Annotated in this window: 18 protein-coding genes and 1 other RNA gene; 9 read left to right on the forward strand and 10 right to left on the reverse strand. The window is 52.4% G+C overall.

Going from position 1 to position 23,034, the window contains the following annotated elements; translation table 11 throughout:
• Positions 1–129: 129 nt before the first annotated feature.
• Complete coding sequence (locus M6D89_RS08095) at positions 130–3,273, forward strand: TonB-dependent receptor (RefSeq protein WP_253967506.1); 3,144 nt, start codon at positions 130–132, stop codon at positions 3,271–3,273.
• Positions 3,274–3,932: 659 nt separating this feature from the next.
• Here the strand turns inward: M6D89_RS08095 and M6D89_RS08100 are convergent.
• From M6D89_RS08100 to M6D89_RS08120, 5 genes are all read right to left on the reverse strand, one after another.
• Complete coding sequence (locus M6D89_RS08100) at positions 3,933–7,049, reverse strand: efflux RND transporter permease subunit (RefSeq protein ID WP_253967507.1); 3,117 nt, start codon at positions 7,047–7,049, stop codon at positions 3,933–3,935.
• Entirely contained in the window at positions 7,042–8,457 is a 1,416-nt protein-coding gene (locus M6D89_RS08105) for an efflux RND transporter periplasmic adaptor subunit (protein WP_253967508.1), read from the reverse strand. The genes M6D89_RS08100 and M6D89_RS08105 overlap by 8 nt, the downstream gene beginning before the upstream one ends.
• 61 nt (positions 8,458–8,518) lie before the next feature.
• Positions 8,519–8,863 (reverse strand): hypothetical protein, encoded by a 345-nt coding sequence (locus tag M6D89_RS08110; RefSeq protein ID WP_253967509.1) that lies wholly within the window; start codon positions 8,861–8,863, stop codon positions 8,519–8,521.
• 131 nt (positions 8,864–8,994) lie between these two features.
• On the reverse strand, positions 8,995–9,825 hold the full coding sequence (locus tag M6D89_RS08115) for a class I SAM-dependent methyltransferase (RefSeq protein WP_253967510.1): 831 nt from the start codon (positions 9,823–9,825) through the stop codon (positions 8,995–8,997).
• Positions 9,826–9,852: 27 nt separating this feature from the next.
• Positions 9,853–10,734: a class I SAM-dependent methyltransferase gene (locus tag M6D89_RS08120; RefSeq protein WP_253967511.1), complete on the reverse strand. Its 882-nt coding sequence runs from the start codon at positions 10,732–10,734 to the stop codon at positions 9,853–9,855.
• Between the two features lie 191 nt (positions 10,735–10,925).
• On the opposite strand from M6D89_RS08120, the gene M6D89_RS08125 reads away from it, so the two are divergent.
• From M6D89_RS08125 to M6D89_RS08155, 8 genes are all read left to right on the forward strand, one after another.
• Positions 10,926–11,489, forward strand: coding sequence for a hypothetical protein (locus M6D89_RS08125; RefSeq protein ID WP_253967512.1), 564 nt, complete (start codon positions 10,926–10,928; stop codon positions 11,487–11,489).
• A 202-nt stretch (positions 11,490–11,691) separates the two neighbouring features.
• Positions 11,692–12,082, forward strand: a transfer-messenger RNA (tmRNA) gene (gene ssrA / locus M6D89_RS08130).
• 165 nt (positions 12,083–12,247) lie between these two features.
• Positions 12,248–13,471: a tyrosine-type recombinase/integrase gene (locus tag M6D89_RS08135; RefSeq protein WP_253967513.1), complete on the forward strand. Its 1,224-nt coding sequence runs from the start codon at positions 12,248–12,250 to the stop codon at positions 13,469–13,471.
• Positions 13,468–14,070 carry a hypothetical protein gene (locus M6D89_RS08140; RefSeq protein ID WP_253967514.1) on the forward strand — a complete coding sequence of 201 codons (603 nt, stop codon included), beginning with the start codon at positions 13,468–13,470 and terminating at the stop codon, positions 14,068–14,070. The genes M6D89_RS08135 and M6D89_RS08140 overlap by 4 nt, the downstream gene beginning before the upstream one ends.
• 82 nt (positions 14,071–14,152) lie before the next feature.
• Positions 14,153–14,377 carry a helix-turn-helix transcriptional regulator gene (locus M6D89_RS17465; protein WP_418930344.1) on the forward strand — a complete coding sequence of 75 codons (225 nt, stop codon included), beginning with the start codon at positions 14,153–14,155 and terminating at the stop codon, positions 14,375–14,377.
• Positions 14,374–14,556 (forward strand): hypothetical protein, encoded by a 183-nt coding sequence (locus tag M6D89_RS08145; protein ID WP_253967515.1) that lies wholly within the window; start codon positions 14,374–14,376, stop codon positions 14,554–14,556. The genes M6D89_RS17465 and M6D89_RS08145 overlap by 4 nt, the downstream gene beginning before the upstream one ends.
• Before the next feature lie 168 nt (positions 14,557–14,724).
• On the forward strand, positions 14,725–14,970 hold the full coding sequence (locus tag M6D89_RS08150) for a hypothetical protein (protein WP_253967516.1): 246 nt from the start codon (positions 14,725–14,727) through the stop codon (positions 14,968–14,970).
• The gene (locus M6D89_RS08155) at positions 14,951–15,361 is read left to right on the forward strand and encodes a hypothetical protein (RefSeq protein ID WP_253967517.1); all 411 of its coding nucleotides are present in this window, start codon (positions 14,951–14,953) and stop codon (positions 15,359–15,361) included. The genes M6D89_RS08150 and M6D89_RS08155 overlap by 20 nt, the downstream gene beginning before the upstream one ends.
• Positions 15,362–15,452: 91 nt before the next feature.
• Here M6D89_RS08155 and M6D89_RS08160 read toward each other — a convergent pair whose 3' ends face one another.
• From M6D89_RS08160 to M6D89_RS08180, 5 genes are read right to left on the reverse strand one after another with little or no spacing between them, the layout of a single operon-like run.
• Positions 15,453–15,968: a hypothetical protein gene (locus M6D89_RS08160; RefSeq protein WP_253967518.1), complete on the reverse strand. Its 516-nt coding sequence runs from the start codon at positions 15,966–15,968 to the stop codon at positions 15,453–15,455.
• Positions 15,969–15,979: 11 nt separating this feature from the next.
• Positions 15,980–19,087: a type III restriction-modification system endonuclease gene (locus tag M6D89_RS08165; protein ID WP_253967519.1), complete on the reverse strand. Its 3,108-nt coding sequence runs from the start codon at positions 19,085–19,087 to the stop codon at positions 15,980–15,982.
• Between the two features lie 52 nt (positions 19,088–19,139).
• Positions 19,140–21,023 (reverse strand): site-specific DNA-methyltransferase, encoded by a 1,884-nt coding sequence (locus M6D89_RS08170; protein ID WP_253967520.1) that lies wholly within the window; start codon positions 21,021–21,023, stop codon positions 19,140–19,142.
• Positions 21,024–21,051: 28 nt separating this feature from the next.
• Positions 21,052–21,729, reverse strand: a complete 678-nt coding sequence (locus M6D89_RS08175) for an RloB family protein (RefSeq protein WP_253967521.1) — start codon at positions 21,727–21,729, stop codon at positions 21,052–21,054.
• A 1-nt stretch (position 21,730) separates the two neighbouring features.
• Positions 21,731–23,002, reverse strand: a complete 1,272-nt coding sequence (locus M6D89_RS08180) for an AAA family ATPase (protein WP_253967522.1) — start codon at positions 23,000–23,002, stop codon at positions 21,731–21,733.
• Positions 23,003–23,034 lie beyond the last annotated feature (32 nt).

Raw genomic sequence — 23,034 nt, forward strand, 5'->3', positions numbered from 1 at the left:
AACACCGCTAATAATTCCAAAAAACACAGACGCGAAGCCCTTCAGCCAATGCCTGCAGGGCGAATAATCGTGCGCCCAGTTTGTATACAGGCCTACAGACCATGGAGCAACCAAACGGGAAACTATGCCATGAAAACAACATTTACTAAGCACACTTTAACACTCGCTGTCGCAGCCGCACTGGGGGGCTCACTGCCTGCTGTTGCACAGCAAACCAGTTCTTCTATCCAGGGCATCGTCCTGGACGGTAGTGGCGCACCGGTAGACAACGCCAATATTGTCATTGTTCACGAGCCTTCTAACAGCCGCAGCGAACTGGATGCGGGTGACTCGGGTCGCTTTAACGCCCGCGGCCTGCGCGTGGGTGGCCCCTACACGGTAGAGGTAACCTCAGAAGACGGCAACCGCATCATTCAAGATGTTTACCTGACCCTGGGCGATGCCTATCAACTGGAGATTGTTGTGGGCGGCATGCAAACCGAAGAAATTCTGGTCATGGGTAGTCTGCAAGAGCAAAACTACACTGTGGTCGGTCCCAACGCCGAGTTCAGCCTGCACGATCTGGAAACCGCCCCGGCCATTAACCGCGACCTGAAAGACGTGGTGCGTATTGATCCGCGCATCTATGTCGATGAAGCCTTTAACGACTCCATTCAGTGTGCCGGCGCCAACCCACGCTTTAACAGTCTGACCGTAGACGGCGTGCGTATGAACGATGCCTTCGGTTTAAACAGCAATGGCTACCCCACCGAGCGCATGCCTTTCTCTTACGATGCTATTGAGCAGGTTGCGGTTGAGCTGGCGCCTTTCGATGTTCAATACGGCGGCTTCAGCGCCTGTAACATCAACGCCGTTACCAAATCCGGTGACAATGAGTTCCACGGTTCTTTCTTCTACGACTACACCGATGACTCCATGCAGGGCGACTCGCTGGAAGGCGACGACATTGACGTGGCGCCTTTTGACGAACAGCGTTACGGTTTTACCTTTGGCGGCCCCATTTTGCAGGATAAGCTGTACTTCTTTACCGCCTATGAAAAACTCGAAGGTGTCGACACCTTTGGTCGCGGCAGCGCCGACGCCAATGTCGCCACTCCGGTTCAAGGCGTATCAGCCGAACAACTCGCCGAAATCGACCGCATTGCGCGCGACGTTTACGGCTACGATCCAGGTGGCTTCCCTTCTAGCCTGCCGGTAGAAGATGAAAAACTGCTGGTTAAAGTGGACTGGAACATTACTCACAATCAGCGCGCCTCTTTTACTTACAACTACAACGACGGTTTCTCTATCGCCCAGTCTGACGGCGACTCCAACGAGTTGGAATTCTCCAACCACTACTACGAGCGCGGCGCCGAGCTTAACTCGTACGTAGGCCAGCTGTTCTCTGACTGGACCGACAATCTGTCGACCGAAGTTAAAATTGGCTATCAGGAACTGGACAACCGCCAGCTGTCGCTGGGCGGCACCGAATTCGGTGAAGTGCAAATCAGCACCGAATACGATCACGACAACGACGGCAGCCCTTCCAGTGCCACCGTCTACATGGGTTCAGACGATTCGCGTCACGCCAACAAGCTGACCTACGAAAACCTGAACATGAAGTTCGCCGCCACCTACCGTCTGGATCACCAAACCCTGACCGTGGGCTATGAGCGCGAAAGCTTCGATGTATTCAACATGTTCGTACAAGAATCCGAAGGTGAATACCGCTTTAGCTCAATCGAAGACTTCGAGGCGGGCACGCCCAACACCATTATCTACGAGAACGCTGCCGGCACCAATGTCAAAACCGATGCCGCCGCCTCGTTCGAGTACGCCATCAATACCCTTTACCTGCAGGATGAAATATTCCTGGACGGTGGCGATTTACAAGTGATCGCCGGTTTGCGCTACGACTGGTACGAAAGCGATGACGAACCCGCGCAAAACTACGACATTTTGGCCACTTACAACATCGACAACCGCCAAAACCTGGACGGCCTGGATTTGATTCAACCGCGCCTGGGTTTTAACTGGAACCTGACCGACGCCTTCGAGGTACACGGCGGCATCGGCCTGTATTCAGGCGGCAACCCCAACGTTTGGATTTCCAACAATTACTCCAACGACGGCGTAACCCAAATTGAAGTCCAGGACACCAGCGGCACCTCAGTGTTTGATATGGACTTTAATGGTGAAGGTCGTCCCATCTACGATATTCCGCAAGACTTGTACGACGCTGTGGCCAATAACCAAGGCAGAAACGGCGGCGTAAACCTGATGGACCCCGACTTTGAAATTCCATCGTCCTGGAAGTACGCTCTGGGCACCAGCTACGCCTTTGATAACGACTTGGTTCTTTCGGCCGATCTGCTCTATAGCCAGTTTGAAGATGCCGCGATTATCTCGGATATCTCACGCGTACAAACCGGTACCGCCGTTGACGGTCGCCCCGTTTACGGCAGTATTGACGGTCGCAGCGAAGACTTTATGCTGACCAATGTTCAAGACTCCTACGACTCGCTAACCCTGTCCATGGGCGTTAGCAAGTACTGGGACTTTGGTTTAGAAGCGGCCTTTGGTTACGCCTACTCAGACGCCCAAGACGTAAACCCCATGACCAGCTCAGTGGCCTATTCCAACTACACCAACCTGGCCACGGCTGACCCGGAAAACCCTGGCGCCTATACGTCTAACTACAACATTCCCCATCGCTTTACCTTGAAGCTCGCTTACGAGCACGCCTTCTTTGGCGATTACGATACCCGCTTTACCCTATTCGGTAGCGCCAACGAGGGTCGCCCCTACAGCTATACCTTCAACAACGGTTTTGCGTTTGGCGACTCAACCGGCTGGGTATCGCGTCATATGTTGTACGTGCCCACCGGTATAGATGATCCCAACGTCGTGTTCGGCGAAAACTTTGACGTCGATGCCTTCTACGACTGGGTGGACGAGCAAGATCTGGATCGCGGCGAGATTATGGAGCGCAACGAAATCTACAGCGATTGGTGGGTTAAATTCGACTTTAAGATCGAGCAGCAACTGCCGGGTATTATGGATGGCCACAAGTCGTCGCTGTACATGGTGTTTGAAAACATCGGCAACATGCTTAACGACGACTGGGGCGTGCAATACGAAGCCAGCTTCCCACGCTCGCAAGCCGCCGTTGACATGAGCACCGACGACCAGGGCCGCTATGTTTACAACGAGTTCCTGGACCCCGCCGGCACAACCCGTGTTGGCGATGCGTCGCTTTGGAAAATGCGCGTAGGCGTTCGCTACGAGTTCTAAAGATCACCAATTGATTGGCTCGTCTGACGTCTGACGTCTGACGTCTGACGAAAAAATCTCAAGCCTAAAGGAAAAGCCTGTCACATGAGTGGCAGGCTTTTCCTTTTCATCAAACCTGAATGGCACTTACTTAACACCAAGTCCCGGTTTTTGTAACTCGCACGAAAGCATTACTGCCCGGAAAATGCCCGATAGATTGGGTTCTCTAAGCACATTGAGGGCTAATGACAACTGTAAACGGGTCTGAAGTAAAACCAGGGTTATCTACAAAGGCAAAAGCGTGGAGTCAATTGGGGTTTTCGCCCGTTTGCGACTGAGCCGAGTGCAAGCCTATTTTAGAGGGTAAGCAAACAGGACGTTTGCGTAAGTATCGCCAGGCCACGAAAGGCCTGTCGATACGGCCCGCTAAAATAGGCTGGATCGAGGGAACCCCGCAGGGGCCAGTTGTTGGGCGAGGTTTTTGGTTACTTTTTGCCGAAAAAAGTAACTCGCACCGCCCGGCGACACGGGCATATTGAAAGGAAAATGGCCATTTTAGCTAAGTGTTCTTGACAATAATGCGCGAAGGCAGGACTCCAAAGATCCCAGCACTTAAAATCACTAGCCCCCCGCTTTCGCGGGGATGACGAGACTTAAGTAAGAGCCATTCGCATCAGACCTCAGTCGTCAGACATCAAGCGTTTTCCCCTCCACAACAAGTACAGCGCCGGCAACACCATCAGCGTTAATACCAAAGTCGATAGCGCGCCGCCAATCATCGGCGCGGCAATACGCTGCATAATTTCCGAGCCCGCGCCATCGCTGAACATAATAGGCAGCAGACCCGCGAAAAGCGTACAGGCCGTCATCACAATGGGGCGCAAACGACGTCCGGCATTGTCGCGTATTGATTCCAGCAACTCGGCTTTGCTGGGCGTGGGCGTTTTTTGCAGCAGGCTTTGCCAGCCCTGCTCTAGGTACACCAGCATTAGCACGCCGATTTCCACCGCCACCCCCGCCAGGGCAATAAACCCCATGGCCACCGCCACCGACCAGTTGTAACCCAGTGCCAGCATTAACCAAACCCCGCCCAGTAAACCAAAGGGCAGGCTCGCGAGAATAAACAGCACTGGCACAAAGCGGCGAAAGTTAAGATACAACAGCAGAACAATCAGCATTAAGGTCACAGGCACTACCAGTGTTAAACGTTCGGCGGCGCGCTGCATATATTCGTACTGCCCGCCCCAACTCATCGCGTAACCCGGCGGCAAATCCAATTGCTCATCCAGCAATTGCTGGGCGCGTTTTACATACCCACCCAAATCTTTCGCCTGGGTATCCACAAACACCCAACCGTTTAAGCGCGCGTTCTCGCTTTTGATCATGGGTGGGCCGTCTTCAACTCGCACATCCGCGACATCGCCCAAGGTAATATTAGCGCCCTGGGCGGCCACCAGCGGCAAGCGCGCTATGGCATCCACCGAATTTCGGTAGCGCTCGGGAAACCGCAAACTCACCGGGTAGCGTGCCTCGCCGTCCACGGTTTGGATAATTTGCTCGCCGCCGATGGCGGTGCGCACCACCTGTTGCACATCGGCAATATTTAACCCGAAACGCGCCGCCTGGCGTCGGTTAATATCCACGGTAATATAGCGCCCCCCGGCCACCCGCTCGGCGTACACCGATGCGGTTCCCTCCACCGGCTCGAGCAGGGCCTCTATCTGCTCGCCCAGTTGATTGATAACGCTTAAGTCCGGCCCCGCAATCTTAATCCCCACCGGGGTTTTTATACCGGTGGACAACATGTCGATGCGGGTTTTAATCGGCATCACCCAGGCATTGCTTAAGCCCGGAAACTGAATGCGCTGATTCAGCTCGCGCTTGATCTCCTCCATGGTTATACCCGCACGCCACTCGCTTTGCGGTTTAAACTGAATAACCGTTTCAATCATCGTCAGTGGCGCGGGATCGGTGGCTGTGTCGGCGCGACCGATTTTGCCAAACACCGTATCCACCTCGGGAATGGTTTTAATCAGCTTATCGGTTTGCTGAAGCAGCTGGCGGGCCTCGCCGATAGACAGGCCCGCATAGGTGGTGGGCATGTACATTAAATCGCCCTCATCCAAAGGCGGCATAAACTCACTGCCAATCTGCTTGGCCGGGTAAAGGCCCGCCAGCATTATCACCGCCGCCAGCAACACGGTGGTTTTGGGAAAGCGCAGCACAGCCCCCAGCGCGGGCCGATAGACCGCCACCAGCAATCGGTTAAGCGGGTTTTTAGTTTCACTGACAATTTTACCGCGCACGAAAACGCCCAGCAGCACCGGCACCAGGGTAATGGCCAAGCCGGCCGCGGCGGCCATCGCGTAGGTTTTGGTGTAGGCCAAGGGGCTAAATAACTTGCCCTCTTGCGCCTCAAGCGCAAAAACCGGCAAAAAACTAACGGTAATAATCAGCAGCGAGAAGAACAGCGCCGGTCCTACCTCGCTGGCGGCGCGAGCGACTAATTGCCAACGCGCTTCGCCTTTGGGATTTTGCTTTACCAGATGACGATGTAAGTTTTCGATCATTACCACCGCGCCGTCGACCATGGCACCAATGGCAATCACCACCCCACCTAACGACATAATATTGGCGTTGATCCCCTGCGCATTCATAATGCTAAACGCGGCCAACAACCCCAAAGGCAAGCTCACAACCACCACCAGCGCCGAGCGCAAGTGGAATAAAAATACCGCGCAGACCAGGGCAACCACCAAAAACTCTTCGCCCAGCTTTTGGTATAAATTATTCACCGCGCGGTAAATCAGTTGGGAGCGATCGTAGGTGGTAACCACCTCCACCCCATCGGGCAAACTTGCGGCCAGATCATCCAATCGCGCTTTAACCCGCTCGATCACCTGGGCGGCATTTTCGCCACTTCGCATCACTACAATACCGCCCACCACTTCACCCTTGCCATTCAGCTCGGCAATACCGCGACGCATACTGGGCATTAAAGTAATCTCGGCAACATCGTCCAGGGTGAGCGCGGTACCCTGCTCACTCACCCCCAAAGGTACCTGGCGCAAGTCCTCCAGCGACTTTATGTAGCCGGTGGTACGTACCATATACTCGGCCTCGGCCATTTCAATGACCGAGGCCCCCGCCTCGCCGTTGGCTCGGGCAATCGCGGTGTGCACCTGCGCCAGCGGAACCTGGTAGGCACGTAGGCGCGCCGGGTCCACCTGAACCTGATACTGGCGATCCATGCCGCCAATGGTAGCGACCTCGCTCACGCCACTGACCGCCTGCAGCTCGTATTTCAAAAACCAGTTTTGCAGGCGGGTTAAGGCTTCCAAATCCTGTTGTCCGGTTTTGTCGACCAGGGCGTAGTTAAATACCCACCCCACGCCGGTGGCGTCCGGTCCCAACTCGATTGAGGCCGACTCGGGCAGTTCGCCGCTGACCTGGTTAACATACTCCAGCACTCGCGAGCGCGCCCAATATAAATCCGTACCTTCATCGAACAACACGTACACATAGGAGTCACCAAAAAACGAAAAACCGCGTACGGTTTTGGCACCGGGCACCGCCAGCATGGCGGTAGTCATAGGGTAGGTAATTTGGTCTTGTACCACTTGCGGGGCCTGCCCCGGATAGCGGGTTTTAATAATCACCTGCACATCGGACAAATCGGGAATCGCATCCACTGGCGTTTGGCGCAGTGAATACACACCCCCCGCAAACAGCATGGCGCTTAGTAATAACACCAGCGCCCGATTGGCAATAGACCAATGGATAATCGCTTTAATCATGATCCGCTTCCCCCTCGCCCACTGCAGGCGCCGAGTGGCCGCCATAATCCATAGTCTCGGCCTTGGCGCCCGAGGAATTCATGGTCGAATGATCCATGTGGGCGTGACTCATCGATTTATGCTCAGTGGCATTGTGATTCCTCTCGCCGTGCTGCATTGCACTGTGATCCATACCCGCGTGACTCCCCGCTTTCTCTGGCGGAACCGCATCTGCATTTAAGCGATCGAGCTCGACATGCACGCTGGATTCGGAATCAATTAAAAACTGCGCCCGGGTCACCACCCGGTCACCCTCGCTAAGCCCGTTTAGTATTTGCGTGTAGCCGCTGGCACTGGCGCCGGCCCTGACCGCCTGGGTGCGAAACACACCGGGACTTATTTCGCGCACCACGCGATCACCACGGCCGGTGCGAATAACCGCATCGCGCGGCACCACCAGCGCGGGCGCAAGGCTCGCGGCGTCAATTTGTACATCCACCAGCATATTGGGTTTTAGGCGTTCATCTTGATTGGCCACCACAATGCGGGCACGAGTAGTGCGGTTACCCACATCCAACACCGGGTACACGTAATCAATCTCGCCGCGCCATTGCTCGCCAGGATAGGCACGACTGGTTAAACGCACCGACTGCCCTTTTTGCAGCAACCCGGCCTGGCGCTCGAACACCTCGGCAATCACCCACACTTGCTCCAGCGGACCAATCGACATAGCGTTTTGCTGCAAGGTCACATAGCTGCCGTTGGCGACGCTCAGGCTGGCAACCACACCCGCCTGGGGCGCGTAGTAGCTGATGTCGGATTTGATCTTACCCGTGCGCTCAATCACCTCAATTTCACTGTCGGGGACGCCCTGGGCGCGCAGTTTTTCCCGCGAAGCATAGGTTAAACGCGAGTTATCGCCGGCCAGCGCCTGCAAAAATTCCTGCTGGGTATTGCGAATATCCGGCGAGTAAAAATCGAATAGCTTTTGCCCCCGGCTCACCGGGTCGCCCACCGAGTTAACGGCCAACCCCGACACCCAACCGGTGGCGCGCAAGTGCATATGCATAAGCGCCTGCTCGTCAAAGCTGACAAACCCTACCGCGTCTAGCGCGGGTGTTAACGCGCGCCTTTCGACCGCCACGGTTTTTACACCCAGCTGCTGCTGAACATGGGGCGAAATAGACACATCACCCGGCTCGGCAGACGTGTCGTCGGCATAGACCGGTACCAAGTCCATCCCCATGGGCGACTTACCCGGCCCGTCGCGCCGATAACTGGAATCCATGGGTGCCACCCAGTAAAGCGGTTGCGGTTCAGACGCCTGGTTACTTGCCGGTGCTGGGGCACTGGATTTTTCGGCAAACAATAGCCAACCGGCCGCTAAGCCGATAACCGCCGCCAGGGCGGCCGAAAACAAAATTTTCATAACACAAAACCTGATCAGTAAACGTTAAAGCTACCCAAATTTGGGGCGCAACTGTCCTGTATCAGGCGTGTATGGGGGGACGATAGAGAGGAGAAACCTCAGCAGCTCGGGCCATAACAGCTCGGGCGACAGGTTTTAATGAGTGCAATTGAATGGGGGGATAAAACGCCGCAGGCAGCACCGCCACACCACCGCAAACGCCGGGACAGCAGCACTGCTGAGTGCAGTGCTCGCTGTTCATATCGGCTGAGGCATCGACCAACTCCATGGAGTCGTGGCAATCTTGCATCGCCATCGAATCCATGGATTCGGGGGAGTGAGACATTTCGGACACAGGCACAGGCGCCGCAAAGCTAAACAGCCCCTGCGCCACCAAAACCATAATGATTAATGCCCGTAACATCATCTGCTTTTACCGTTCTGCGTTCTGCGTTCTGCGTTCTGCGTTCTGCGTTCTGCGTTCTGCGTTCTGCGTTCTGCGTTCTGCGTTCTGCGTTCTGCGTTCTGCGTTCTGCGTTCTGCGTAACAGTATAACCCCTACTCGCCCTCAGGCTTTACAAACTTTAGAGTCATACGATCACTTTCGCCGATCTCAGTATACTTATCCCGGTCTTTATCGCCGCCGCGCAGCGAGGGCGGCAAAGTCCAAACGCCGTGCTCATGTTTAGCGGTATCTTGGGGGTTGGCGTTTACCTCGCTTTCAGCGGCCAACACAAACCCGGCCTTCTCAGCCGCATTAACCACCACACTCTGCTTAATATAGCCGCTTTCTTCCTGGACTTTGTCCGAGCGCTCTTCGGGTAAGCGGTGATCCACTACACCTAAAATGCCGCCGGGTTTCAGGGCACGATAAAACGCCGAAAACGCCGCCAGCAGCTTTTCTTCACCGCCGCCGCGCATATACCAGTTGTGAGCGTTGCGGAAGGTCAGCACCATATCGGCGCTGCCAGCGGGGGCAATGTCGTACTGCTCTGGTGGGTTAAACACCGACACTTTGGTTTGATCATAAAGCTCGGGGTTAGCGGCCAGCTTTTCGCCGTAGTTTTCCCGCGAGCGCTTAAAGTAGCCAATTTCACTGTCGGGGTTAAAATGCGCGGCGTAAAACACGCCCTCGTCGCGCAGATAGGGGGCCAGAATTTCAGTGTACCAGCCACCGCCGGGCCATATCTCTACCACGGTCATGTCCGGCTCGATACCAAAAAACGCCAGAGTTTCACCCGGGTGACGGTATTCGTCGCGGGCGCTGCTTTCCGCGCGGTGCTCACCCGCCAGTACATCTTGCAGGGCTTCATCGTCTGCGGCCGCCCAGCTACTGGCGGTTACCGTCAATACGGCCAGGGCCGTTTTTATACTGTTTGCTACACCCATGCTTAACTCCTTTGTGTGGTCTTTGCGTTAACCTACCACAGCCGTGGCGGGCAACGAATGCTTTTTCAGTGAATAATAGTTAATCGGCACCCGGTCGTTGTGCTCGTCCAGGCAAAACCCGGCCTGCGCGAACAGCGCCTGTTTATCCAGCCCGTGCCAGGCCTTAATAAAAGGCTCGTGTACCCGCGCGGCCATGCGCTTAAAATAAACATGGCGCCAGCCCGCCCGGCGCATTAAAAGGCGCCAGGGTATGGGCCCCAACTGCCGCGCCGAGGGCTCTGCCACCAACAACCGCCCTCCCGGACGAAGCACGCGATCTATTTCAGCCAAAGCCTTGGCTATGTATTTTGGGGGCATTTCGTGAAATAAAAAGCATACCGTCACCGCATCAAAGCGCTGCTCGCAAAAGGGTAAGCGCTCGGCCGCTGCCTGGTAGAAGTTTACCGCCGGAAAATCCGTCGCCGCATGCTTGAGCATATAGGGCGATACATCTACCCCCCAGACGTCTTTAACCCCCGCATCCACCAGCGCTGCCGCCAGCTTGCCCCCACCGGTGCCCACATCCAACACCGCATCGCAATCCGCCAGCTGCTGCGCCATTACCCGGCGCTGCCTGGCCATATGCCCCAGCATCATCCGATCAAAACCAGTAATATAGCCGCGCGAGATACGGTGGGAGTAGTTGCCATTGGGCAGGTTGTGAAACTCCTGCAAGGCGTATTTGGGGATGCCCGCGCGCAGAGGGTCATCGGGCGCCAGCTGCACCGGCTGGGGCTTACCCAAAATAGAGCGCGCAAACTGCAACCAGCCTCTGGGGCGGGTAAAGTTGATCTCATCGGCCCAGGTGGATGCCAGCGACAGGTTAGCCCAGTCGGGTGTGACAGGATCGATAGAATGTTCGGTTGTCATGTTAGGGTTAGTTCTCCACAATAGCCCCTAGGAAAGGGAGCTGCCCTGTCCGTCGAGACAAGACATTTGCACGTTTCAGCCCGTACTGAACATGCAAAGGGTTTTGCAATAGCCTGCCAAGCAGGCAGGATAAAAGCCGAATAGGCAAAAATCCAGCACTGGACTTATTACCACCCGAGAAGGAGACTCTTATGAAACAATTCCGCCTAGCGCTCACCCTAAGCGCCTTGCTTGTCGCCCCCCTTACCCTCGCCGATGAAATAACCGATGCGGTAGACGAAGCCGTGAGCGCCTACGAGAATGGCCAGCTGTCCGAGGCCGTCAGCCAGCTGGACTATGCCGCCGATCTGATTCGCCAACAAAAAGCCGAGGCCATTAAAGCCGTATTCCCTGAGCCGTTAAGCGGTTGGGACGCCTCTGACATTGAAAGCGAAGCCGCCGGCGGCATGATGATGGGCGGCGGCATCAGTGCCGAGCGCGAATACAACAAGGGTGATGCCTATATCACCATCGACCTGGTCACCGACTCCCCCATGCTGCAAAGCATGATGGGCATGCTCAACAACCCCTCACTCATCACCATGAACGGCGGCAAACTGATCAAAATTCAGGGCCACAAAGCCATTTTGAACGCCCAAGACCCGGAGATCATCCTGATCATCAACTCCAACGCTATGTTCACCCTAAGCGCCAACGGCGACAGCGTGGATGAGCTGAAAGCTTATGGCGAGGCGTTGGATTTGGATGCTCTTTAAACGGGGAATGGTTAACGGAGGACGGAGAACGACGGAAAACACCAATGACCCGCTCCTCGTTCTCCGTCAACCGCACCCCGCACTCCGTTTCACCCCTTGTATCCAGCCCTCCCCGGCCCTACAATAGCCGGCCCTGTGGAACTTGGCTGTCATAGCCTTGTCATACAGGTGAGTGTCGCGGCTACCGCCGCACCCAGTTTTTGGGGGCGATTTGGATTCGACGCCGGTGACAAAACTCAAGGTGCATGTCGTGATGGTAGCGAATCACGTTAATCCCAAGCTGCATTTTATTAGTTGCCAACGACGACAACTACGGTGCCCAATTAGCTGCGTAAGCAGTTGATGAAGCACTTCTAGCGGTACGCCGCTAGCGGTCTGTAACAAGGTGCCAGTACCGCGTTGCAGACTGTCATACAGAACTGGATAGCTTTACTGTTCGGATCGTGGCAGTAATGCGAAACCTAAAGCGAACTCGCTCGCCGCACCCTGCCCGTTGGGTCGCGGATGAGTTAAATTAATTAACGGAATCTAAGCATGTAGATCCGCGAGCGGAGTGCCGGCGGACGGGGGTTCAACTCCCCCCGCCTCCACCACACACCAATCCTAGGGCATCCTAGGAAGTTCACGAAAGCCGCTACCCACAAGGGTTAGCGGCTTTTTTATGCCCTTTCCTATCCTATTCGATCCGTTGACATCCGGGGGCAACAGGGGGCAACATTGGGGGCATCTTGTAAAAGCTGATACCTAGGTACCCCCAGATGCCCCTAACAGTCATTACTGTTCGTAATGCTAAGCCTGGCGTGAAGCCAGACGGCACCAGTGTTTCCGGCCCATACCGCATAAGTGATGCTGGGGGCATGTATTTAGAAGTTGCCCCCAATGGCAGTAAGCGTTGGCGTTTAAAGTATCGCTTTGCTGGTAAAGAGAAACGTATCTCGCTGGGCGTGTATCCAGATGTGTCGCTGGCCGATGCCCGCAACGCTCGGGACGACGCCAAACGACTTCTCAAGCAAGGGGTCGACCCTAGCGCAGAACGCAAGGCCCAAAAGCGGTCCTTGCTTCAAGAGCACACCAACAGCTTTGAGAAAATTACCCAACTGTGGCTGGAACGCCGCGGCCAAAAGTCGGATAGTGGTGATAAACGTTTAAAGTCACTGCTAGAGCGCGATATTCTGCCCTACCTTGGCAACCGCCCCATTACAGACATCACCCCCAAAGAATTACTGACCGTACTGCAAAAAATTGAACAGCGCGGTGCAATTGAAACGGCGCACCGCGCCAAGCAATACGTAGGGCAAATCTACCGCTTCGCCATAGCCTCAGACCTGGCAAATTCTGACCCAAGCCTCACGTTGGCAGACGCACTAAAAAGCCCTAAAGAGCAACATTTTGCCGCCATTACTAACTCGAAAGACCTAGCACCACTGATTCGGGCCATTAACCACTACAGTGGCGGGCCCGTGGTGTCAGCGGCGCTCAAGCTCACCCCCAAGCTTTTCTGCCGGCCGGGCGAACTGCGGCAAATGCTTTGGAAAGACGTGGATTTCGACAACGCCATTGCACAGGTAACAGTCAACAAAGACAAAGCCCACGAAGATACCCACCTAATCCCCTTGTGCACTCAGGCTATTGAGATTTTAAAAGAACTCCAGCTACTCACAGGAAAGGGTGACTACGTCTTCCCCAGTGCTCGTGGCCGCAGCCGCCCCATGAGCGAAAACGGTGTGCGTACCGCCTTGCGGTCACTGGGCTATACCAACGAACAACAAAGCGTGCATGGTTTTAGAGCCACAGCCCGCACTATTTTGGATGAAGAGCTGGAATACCCCGAAAAGTGGATTGAGGCCCAACTAGGCCACGCCGTAAAAGACCACAATGGCCGCGCCTACAACCGCACAGGGTTCCTAAAGCAGCGCCGCGAAATGATGCAGGCCTGGGCAGATCATCTTGAGAACATGAATTACAATAGGAGCGTAAAGTGAGTCATTACACGCTTAAAGAACTATTGGCATTTCCGATAGCTCAAACTGAAAGTGAACTTGAGTCTTTATTCGGCGACGAGCTGTTCGAGCAATATGAATACTATAGAGAAATCACAGACCTTATTGATCACTTGCGCTGCACTGAATATTCGAGACAACGAGATGCAGATATTGAGAAATTGCAGAAAAAAATAGCGCTATTCGATTCCCTCGCTGAACATCTATTTACCGGGGTGGCATCTGAGGATCATTCAGCCCCTAGAAACCTTATCGCCCGAAGGAAGAAAAAAGTTGACTTGAGCTCCGACCACGCTATTGAAAAAGTATATGCCATAGCGGATCACATTGCTGCCATACCAGGGGCTCTCACACTCCCACAATTCAAGAATCAAAAAAGCTTAACGACTGCCGCCCAATACATAACCGAGGCCTCTGTAATACTCACAAAAAAAGCAGCTAGCAATCCTCACGGGAGGGCTGAAACTCTCATCAACCTCTACAACAAACATTTTCCCGACTCTGAAGACGGCCGTATGGTTTTTCGGTCCAGACGCTTAGCTGCTTACCTTCAAGAACTTTTCTACCTACAAAAAAACTAATTTTGTCAAAAATGTCATTTTTGCAAAATTGACACCCCGTCATCACTAGGATATGTCCAAACCCATCACATAGGACTTATCCATGTTTGATCACGAAAGCAATAAACCTCGCAAGCCCCACGGCTTCTACCGCCTACCTGAAGTTCTGGAAATAATTCCCGTTAGCAAATCCACTTGGTGGGCCGGAATTAAGGCAGGACGTTACCCTAAGCCCGTAAAACTCTCCCCCGGAACCACTGCATGGCATTGCGAGGCCATTCATAGGCTCGAGGCATCACTTACTCAGTCAGAGGGGGAGTTCAAATGAAACGCTACCACTTCGAAGTTGTTCAGATCACCCGCACCCCTGTTTCTGAGCTTGCCGATGACAAGCATGAGGCCGAGCTTAGCATTCGCTATGGCCTGGGGGACTTTGGCCAACCGACGACAGAATCGACCATTCAATTCGTGAAAGCTGTGGAGGATGAAAAGAATGCTGTTTCGTAAACTCTTCACTCTATCGAGCGCGCCCCTTAGGGGCGCTAAAGCCGCTTATAAAGCACTACGCCGTGCAGGTTACTCACGTATTGAGCTGGTACTGGGGCTTATCATCCTAAGCCCCTATCCACTGTTTTGGATGAGCACCTGGCCAGTCTTTCAACCGTAGGGGGCCACATGGCAACATTTATTGCATTCACCGAAAAGAGCCGGTTTTGTGGCGGCTTTCACAAGTGCCAACGATGGGCGCTTGAGCAAGCCTGTAAACACCAAACTCTTGTAAAAATCGCCAAGGCCCGTTCCGGCGAGAAGCACGCCCACATAGTGGGCGAAGCATCTACCACAGGCATACGGTACCTTATTTCACGTCACACCATCGCGGTTAAAAAGCTCAGGTTACTCAATGAGCAAAAAGAAGCCTAATCAAACTGAGCGGCCTGGGCGGTTTATTCGTCGCCACCATGAATGGCTGAAAAGCCCCGCCTACAGAGACTTAGACTGCAGGGCGCGCTGCTTACTGGAAGAGCTCCAAATGATATATGCACCCAGTAAGAACGGGCAACTCACTCTAAGTCATAAGCAAGCCAGAGAGCGGCTGAAAATCAGCAAGGAAGCGACAACCAAAGCCTTTAAGGCGCTAGCGGAACACGGTTTTATTGAATTAATGGAATGCGAATACTGGACCCAAAGAAAAGCACGCGAGTGGCGGCTCACCTTTGAAGGTATGAACGGGAAAATGCCTACTGATGACTGGCAACGCTGGGAGGAAGACAAGCCAGTATTTCTATTACCCAAAGGCCGCAAAAAATCATAGTGCGGCTTTTACCCTTGACAAAACCTTGACTGAGTCTTGCAAACTGCAACAAATCGTAACCTCGGGGCCTCGCGAGACCGCCCGAGAGACGCTAGCCTATAAGGCTCTCCTCCGTACGCCAAAGGACCCTTTCAGAAAAGCCGACAACACACGTATCGTACACACTCAAAATCTGATCAACACTCAAATTTAGCTGTTCCCCAACGGGTTGCTTTTCCAGTATTTGCTGTAGTTCTTCGACACAAAAAACAAAGCGCTTACAGTCACCCTCAACGGCCGCCTCTAACGCTTGTTCCCACTGCTCACAAGCAATAGGGTTGGTGCTTCTGCAATAATAAGCCGTGTTGAGAAAATCGCTTCCCTCGAGCTTGCTACCCACTGCCTCCCGAAGGACATCGCCCAGCTGTTTAACCTCGGCGGAAATTGCCTGCTCCACCAGCACCTGGCTCATGCCTGACAAGCTCAATCCACAATTATCTTGCGTGGCGCGCATAAAGATTGTTCGGGCAAGCTCTTGATACTCATCGCGTATAAGCGCCTCTACCACGTCATCATGAAGGGCTAACCCGAGTGCTTGCATTTGATCCTTGGGTTCAAGTGACTGCATCGCTCGTGGCCCTAGCGTACAACGTCCATCAAGCGTTCATAGCTGTCCACTACGTCGTATTTCACTTTATCTTGCTGGGTGTGGTTTTCCAATTCGGCAAAGAACTTTTTGGCGCAGTCGATTTTGGTCTGTTCTAGATCACGCAGTTTGAGTGAGTCCAGGGTGCCCTTGGTTTCGGCCACAAAGTAAATGTGCTTTACGCTGCCCTCTTTAAACGATATAGCCCAATCCGGGTTGTAGTCACCCACTGGGGTGGGAATAGTAAAGCCCCTGGGCAGTTTGGCGTACACCACCACTTCGCTACTGGTATCCAACTGGGTAACAAAGTCGTGCTCTACTTGCGAATCCACCACGGCACGGTCGTATACATGGCGCTGCAGTAAGTCCGTCGCACGGCTAAAGTCCTGGCCGGTTTGCGCTTTGGTGAATATATCGGTTTCGTAGTGATCATCCACTGCGTTGTAGCTGAGCTTTTCAATAATCACTGCCGCTTTTTGGGTTTTAATCAGGCGGCTGGCTTCGCTGATAAACTGCTCGGGGTTTTGTTTGAATTGGTCAAAGGTTGCTTTGTAAATACCCGTGAGTATTTCTGCCACCGTGCGCCGGGTAAGCTCGGCCTCTTCGCTGATTTTACCTAGTAAGTCGTATTTCACCTTGGAGTGAACAGAGTGTCCCTGCTCGGTGGTAGTTTCGGATACTTTAAACCCTTTGCCTGCCGTTAAGCTGCTAGCAGTCAGGTCATTCGTTTGCGCGCCTGTTTGCACCACATACTGCAGCGGCGTTACGCGAAGCTCCTTGTTTAAGTAATCAATACATTTGGCAATAAGCTCTGCAGAGTCGAAATCCACCCGGTACACCGCCTTGCGGTTGATGCGGGCCCATAGCTCTTTAAACGCTTTTTTATCGAAATTGGCGTTCAGATTATTGCTCTTTATTTTGCGGCCGTCGGTGGTATCTGGCAGGTTGCGGCTGCTAAATACGCTGTCAATCAACTCAAACACACTGGCTTGATAGGCCTGCAAGTCATCGGGCAGCTTTGCCAGCTCGCCCTTATCTTTGGCCTCGTGATAAGTCTCGCTGATTTGATCCTGGTCGTCCGTATAGTCATTCTTGACCAGATAACGGTAAATCTGCCTTGCCAGGTTATCTGACACCTCCAGCTCGACCTCATCAATTCTCAACACCTTGCCGACAAAGTAATCCATATCGGCTTTCTTGGGCCGAGATGTTAGAGTGTCGGCAATCTCTTTTTGCAGGCCGGCGACAAAGTCGTTGTAGCTTTCGCTGGCAATCACGGTGAGTACATTCACCTCATGCACTATAGCAGGGTGGTCGATACGTTCGCCGGTTTTGTCCACCGCCAGGCGCAGGCCACGGCCCACCTCTTGCCGGCGGCTGATGGTGTTGTCGCTGTGTTTGAGCATGCACATAACAAACACATTGGGGTTATCCCACCCCTCACGCAAGGCGGAGTGAGAGAAGATAAACCGAGTATCCTCCTCTAAGGACAGCAACCGCTCTTTGTCCTTCAGAATAAGGTCGTAGGCGTCTACGTCATCCGACAGGCCTTTCATCTCCCCTGACTTTTTCACCGCCGGGTCTATCAAGCGTTTTTTCTTGTCGATAGAGAAGTAACCATTATGGGTTCTATCTGGGGCGATACGTTCCAGGTACTCACGGTAGGCGTGGTTATCCAGGGGTAATTCCGACAGTACCTCTTTGCGCAGCAGGTCGTATTCTTCTTCAAAAATACGGGCGTATTCGCCTTTCTCGTCTTCCGCGCTGTAGTCGCGGTATTTGGCCACTTCGTCAATAAAAAACAGTGAGAGCACCTTTACGCCCTGCTCATACAGCTGCTTTTCTTTGTCAAAATGGGCGCGTATGGTCTCGCGTATTTGAATACGGCGCATGTCGTGTTCGGATATATCGCCGCTGGCATTGCCCGCCACCAGCTCCAGGCCGTTGCTGAACTCTATGGCATCTTTGTTGTAATCAATCTGGCTGACGCTAAAGCCCTTGTACTGCTCCAGCCCGCCGCTTAACTCCAGCAGATTATCCCGAAAGCGCACCTTCTTTACCTGGCGCTTGATGTCGCCGCTTTTTATCTTTACCTCCATATCCAACCGGGCGACAGGCGCTTGCGGGGATATATCGATTCCTTCAAGGTACAGGTAGGCATTGGTACCCGACAACCCACGAGCCTGAACGCCCTTTACCGCAATTTTCTTAACCAGCTTTTGGTTGTAGGCGTCCACCGCATCTAGCCGGTGTACCTTTAGGTGGTTGGTTTTATGGGTAGCGGAATAGCGCAAAATTATCAGCGGGTTAAACTTGGGCAAGGCCTCAAGCGTCGCCTTACCTTCCATTTTTTGCGGCTCGTCCAGTATTAAAATGGGCCGATTGCCGGCGATTACATCAATCGGCCTGCGGCTTTGAAAGTCATCCAGCTCGTCGTAAATGCGGCGGTTATCTTTGCCGCTGGCATTAAACGCCTGAATATTAATTACCATTACGTTAATTCCGGCATCGGAGCTAAAGCTTTCCAGCTCGTGCAGGCGCTTGGAATTGTAGGTAAAAAAACGTGCCTTTTTGCCGTAGCTTTGGCTAAAGTGATCGGCGGTAATGCTCAGCGTTTTCTGCACCCCTTCACGAATGGCAATGCTGGGCACCATGACAATAAACTTGCTCCAGCCGTAACGGCGGTTCATCTCAAAAATGGTTTTAACGTAGCAATAGGTTTTGCCCGTGCCCGTTTCCATTTCTACATCCAGGTTTATCGGTGCCCCTGGTTTGTAGCTCTTTTTAACAGGCTTTCCCTTGTCGTCGGTAAAGTCTGTCAGGCTTTTCGATACCGCCAGGTTTTGCTCACGCTGTACCTTTTGGATTCGCGCCAACAAGGTTTCGCTACTTAGCTGAATGTCGGCATTTTTAAAGCCACTGTCATCGGCAGGCTCAGTTTGTTGGTACAGGTCCGACTGCTCCGGCCCTTGGGCAGGCCGAGCCGTGCCTTTATCGAGGGTATAGCTAATACCATCTACTCGGGGCTGGCCGGTAAAGCATTCCACCACGGCATCCACCGCAGCGGTTTGGTAAGGTTGTACTTTAAATTTCAGCTTCATAATCTACTCAGTGTTTACAGTGCGTAAAGGCTATTCCATTCCTAAATCAAGGCTAAATAACCTTGACCTCGGTATGGGGCGAATACTGCTTAAACAACTGAGTGACATTGATTTTTTGACTGTCCGAGCTAAAGGATAGATCCCGGAACACTGCGCGTATTGGCTGGCATTTAGCCAGCTCTTCAATGAGGCTTTCGCTTATATCTGAATCAAAACACGCAACTAAGGCATTTTCGTCAACATAGAAAACATTGTACTCACCCACTTTGTCGGCACGAACTGGAAGAGCTAAATCTACCCCCGAATCTATCAGAACTTGAAATAGCAAATCTTCACCTGAACGGTCAACATTGATGTTATCAAGCGCATCAAAAAGGCCTTTCTGAGAAACTGAACCGGGTGAATGAAACACATTTTTAAAACTTGACGAGTCGATAAAAAATGATCGATACCCCAGGTACTCACTATCCTTTAATTCTAGATCTCCCTTTATGAGATTCTCCTCAAAAGCATTAATTCTTGAACGACAAATATCTGCTATGGAAACTCCCTCTTGAGCACGCTCAGGGAGCTGTACTAGAATCCACTTTCTATCACCACCATCTTCTAAGTTTCTCTCTCCAACAGCTTGAGCCGTAGTCCCAGAACCAGCAAAAAAATCCATAACAATTGCTGATTCATCTTTGTTTGTAGAAATTTCTATCATTCGACTTATAAGTTTTACCGGCTTAGGTGTAACAAAAATCTGGTCTCCTGACTCAGCCGACATCAACTTGCTTAGTTGCTGTTTGGCGTTTCGGGTACTTCCTACCTCTTTCCAGTGCCAGTAAGTCTGAGGAATAACACCATTCCTAACTTCCGACAAAAACTTCTTTACGCCAGGACGATTTGTGCCATCCTTACCCCACCAAATTCTATTATCGTTATTTAACTCGTCAAATTTATCTCTTGATACCCTCCAGTAACTTCCTGCTGGAGGTCCAGGTATCACATTTCCAGAGGGGGTAGTTATTTCATAGATTCCTTTACTATAAAAGTTCCGCGCAGCCAGATCCCCTAACAGCCAAGGTCCTCTAGGGTCATTATCCGGATTTTGATACCTATCTACCATCTTTCCACTTCGAGGAAGAAGATTTGGCCTCCAAATTTCAGAATTTTTTGAATAGAGAAGAATGTAATCGTGATCCTCACTCAAATATTTCGCTGAATTTTTTGGACTATCCATTTTGTGCCAAATGATGGTCGCAATGAAGTTCTCCGATCCAAATATTTCATCACATATAGACCTAAGGTTATGATTTTCATTATCATCAATACTGATGAATATCGCTCCATCATCAGATAATAGTTTTCGAGCCACCTTAAGCCTCGAGTACATCATAGAAATCCAATCGGAGTGAAATCTTCCATTTGACTCTGTATTGGAAACAAGCTTTTTATTCAGCTCATCTTCTTGCCCGGTCAGCTCTAAGTACTCAGAACCAGAAATCTTGTAGTCATCGTCGTAAATAAAATCACGCCCGGTGTTATAGGGCGGATCGATATAGATCATCTTTACCTTACCGAGGTAGGTTTCCTGGAGTAGCTTTAATGCCTCCAGATTATCACCTTCGATAAATAAGTTCTGGGTAGTATCAAAATTAACACTTTTCTCCCGACAAGGGCGCAAGGTTTTGGTAATAGGCGCATTGGCGGCCAACAGCGCCTCCCGTTTGCCCGGCCAGTTTAGGTGATACCGCTCTTGCGGCCCCTCCACAACGGAATCACTCAACTCCTGACGCAATTGATCAAAATCCACCGCCAGGCGCAGCTTGCCGTTGTTGTCTTTGGCTTCGGTGACGCAGCCCGGAAACAGTTCGCGAATTTTCTCAATATTGCCTTGGGTTAAATCGGGGCTGTGCATTTTGAGTTTTTCGTTATCGTGGCTGTCCGCCATGGTAGTGCTCCTAACGAGGCTGCAAGGTTTAGGCTTTGCTGCCACCTTTTAATGTTTGAAGGTATTGAACCAGTGTATGAATATGGGTACTGGGGTTGTCTGTGTTATTCCCTTCGGCCTGACGTAAAGCCCGCTCGGCATTCGCTATGGCAAAAGGAAGCTGATCGATTAACTCGGCAAATACACCCCGCGTACCTTTGGTGTAAGCTGGCATATAGTTTTGCAACTGTTTGAGCACTTGCGCCCCTGCACTGTTGCCTGGCAGATTGGCATAAGGCCGGGTGTTGGGCCCAAAGTGCAGCAACAACCAGTACTCAAAACATGGGACTGAGGTTACCGCTTGCAACGCCCCTTTGGGCGTGAACTGCTTAATTTGGTTGAGTGCACCCTGGTAATTAGGGTGTGCGTCTTTATCAAACACGCAAAAGACTTTATCGAACGGGTCACCCGCATCGCGCTCTTCACGGTAACGTTGCTTGGCGTGGCTAACAACGCTAAGCGGGTCTGAACCGCACTCGCCGGTTATTTCGACATTAGCGCCGTTTAGGCCATAGTAATCTTTTACGCCATTAAAGTAGTGGGGCTCGGTTTTCTCGCCTTCGCAGACAATCAACACCTTATCGTAAGGGTCGCGGCGTGCACGGCGGCGCGAGACCTGTTTGGCCGAGCGCGCCCTGCGTTTATGAAAAAGATCATCCGTACCCATATCAGCCTTGAACATCCAGCGGGCGAATATAGGGCAAAGCACCATAACGGCCTGAAAAGTACGCCAGCTCTAGATTCTCGCGCCCTTTGCGGGGGTTAAAATCGGTTAACGGATACAGGTGCGAGGCTTGCTGGTCGTCTTTCTCGCAAAACCAGATTTGATCACGCCGGAAAACCTCTTGATTTAAAATTGAGGTTTCATGGGTGGTAAACACCAGTTGCGCGTTTTTAGGGTTGGTTTTATCGCTATGGAATAACTGCACCAAAAACTGCACCAGCTTTGGGTGAAGGTTATCGTGCAGCTCATCAATAAACAGCACATAGCCATTTTTAAGACTGTCTAACCAGGGGCCGGCAAAAGCAAAAAGCTTTTGTGTGCCGTCGGATTCGTCTTCAAAATCAAAGATAACATTGTCGCCTTCGGCTGTTTTATGCACCGTGCGAATATTAATAATCTCCTTGTCCTGCATCTCGTTAAGTAGCGCTTTTTTCATATACTCCGGCATTTCTTCCGGCAGTGTTTTAGGATCTAACGGATTACTTTCGACAAGTACATCGTCAATATTTAAGTCCGCGGCGCGCAAAAACTCCATCACTTTGGACTTTTCTTCTTTTTCACACAGGGAAACACTAAAAGCGGCATTCCATCCTTGTACGTTGGTCATACGCAGCGTACTGCGGAACCAGTCGTAAATGGGCTGCAATTGTTTGCTGTTGAGTTGCACTGCTGAAGATAGAAACAAAGCATTATCGCGGGTGCTACGCTGCCATAGCTGCTTTTCGCCGGTTAGGTTATTGCCCAAGTCCCACTCGTGTTGGCCCGCCTCGTCATTCCAGGCGCGGGCAAACCAGCGTTGCGCTCGGCCTTTGGGGTAAGCAAACAGCCATTCTTCGTCAATACGCTTTTCGGTGGCGGTAAAGCCGTATTGATACCGTACGCCGTCTACCAGAAAGATGACTTCAAACTCGCACGGGGCAGACAGTGTGGCGCGACTAAGCCGATAAGGCGCTACGGGCAGTTTATCGCCGCGTTTCAGGTTAGTGGCCGAATTAACCACAATATCCTTCATGGCCCGAATGGCCTTTAGGAAGTTGGATTTACCGCTGGCATTGGGGCCGTAGATAGCCGCCGAGCGCAGTAGCTCAAACTCGTTGGCCGCTTTAGCGGTAAAGCTGTTGGTGGCGGCCATTTCGTCGCCATTGCCCCGGGCGAGGGTGAAGGTTTGCTTGTCGCGTAAAGACCGGTAGTTGGTTACGCTAAACTCGATGAGCATCAGAATCTCTCTGGCATTGTATTTGGGGGAAT

It is taken from the genome of Gilvimarinus xylanilyticus, assembly GCF_024195295.1.
Classification (GTDB): domain Bacteria; phylum Pseudomonadota; class Gammaproteobacteria; order Pseudomonadales; family Cellvibrionaceae; genus Gilvimarinus; species Gilvimarinus xylanilyticus.

What these genes read in the sequence shown, in the direction of transcription:
- M6D89_RS08135 (WP_253967513.1), top strand. Translation starts at nt 12,248, where the DNA reads ATGCCCCTAACAGTCATTACTGTTCGTAATGCTAAGCCTGGCGTGAAG.
- M6D89_RS08145 (WP_253967515.1), top strand. Translation starts at nt 14,374, where the DNA reads ATGAAACGCTACCACTTCGAAGTTGTTCAGATCACCCGCACCCCTGTT.
- M6D89_RS08100 (WP_253967507.1), bottom strand. Translation starts at nt 7,049, where the DNA reads ATGATTAAAGCGATTATCCATTGGTCTATTGCCAATCGGGCGCTGGTG.
- M6D89_RS08160 (WP_253967518.1), bottom strand. Translation starts at nt 15,968, where the DNA reads ATGCAGTCACTTGAACCCAAGGATCAAATGCAAGCACTCGGGTTAGCC.
- M6D89_RS08125 (WP_253967512.1), top strand. Translation starts at nt 10,926, where the DNA reads ATGAAACAATTCCGCCTAGCGCTCACCCTAAGCGCCTTGCTTGTCGCC.
- M6D89_RS08180 (WP_253967522.1), bottom strand. Translation starts at nt 23,002, where the DNA reads ATGCTCATCGAGTTTAGCGTAACCAACTACCGGTCTTTACGCGACAAG.
- M6D89_RS08165 (WP_253967519.1), bottom strand. Translation starts at nt 19,087, where the DNA reads ATGAAGCTGAAATTTAAAGTACAACCTTACCAAACCGCTGCGGTGGAT.
- M6D89_RS08110 (WP_253967509.1), bottom strand. Translation starts at nt 8,863, where the DNA reads ATGATGTTACGGGCATTAATCATTATGGTTTTGGTGGCGCAGGGGCTG.
- M6D89_RS17465 (WP_418930344.1), top strand. Translation starts at nt 14,153, where the DNA reads ATGTTTGATCACGAAAGCAATAAACCTCGCAAGCCCCACGGCTTCTAC.
- M6D89_RS08155 (WP_253967517.1), top strand. Translation starts at nt 14,951, where the DNA reads ATGAGCAAAAAGAAGCCTAATCAAACTGAGCGGCCTGGGCGGTTTATT.
- M6D89_RS08105 (WP_253967508.1), bottom strand. Translation starts at nt 8,457, where the DNA reads ATGAAAATTTTGTTTTCGGCCGCCCTGGCGGCGGTTATCGGCTTAGCG.
- M6D89_RS08150 (WP_253967516.1), top strand. Translation starts at nt 14,725, where the DNA reads ATGGCAACATTTATTGCATTCACCGAAAAGAGCCGGTTTTGTGGCGGC.
- M6D89_RS08120 (WP_253967511.1), bottom strand. Translation starts at nt 10,734, where the DNA reads ATGACAACCGAACATTCTATCGATCCTGTCACACCCGACTGGGCTAAC.
- M6D89_RS08175 (WP_253967521.1), bottom strand. Translation starts at nt 21,729, where the DNA reads ATGGGTACGGATGATCTTTTTCATAAACGCAGGGCGCGCTCGGCCAAA.
- M6D89_RS08095 (WP_253967506.1), top strand. Translation starts at nt 130, where the DNA reads ATGAAAACAACATTTACTAAGCACACTTTAACACTCGCTGTCGCAGCC.
- M6D89_RS08115 (WP_253967510.1), bottom strand. Translation starts at nt 9,825, where the DNA reads ATGGGTGTAGCAAACAGTATAAAAACGGCCCTGGCCGTATTGACGGTA.
- M6D89_RS08170 (WP_253967520.1), bottom strand. Translation starts at nt 21,023, where the DNA reads ATGGCGGACAGCCACGATAACGAAAAACTCAAAATGCACAGCCCCGAT.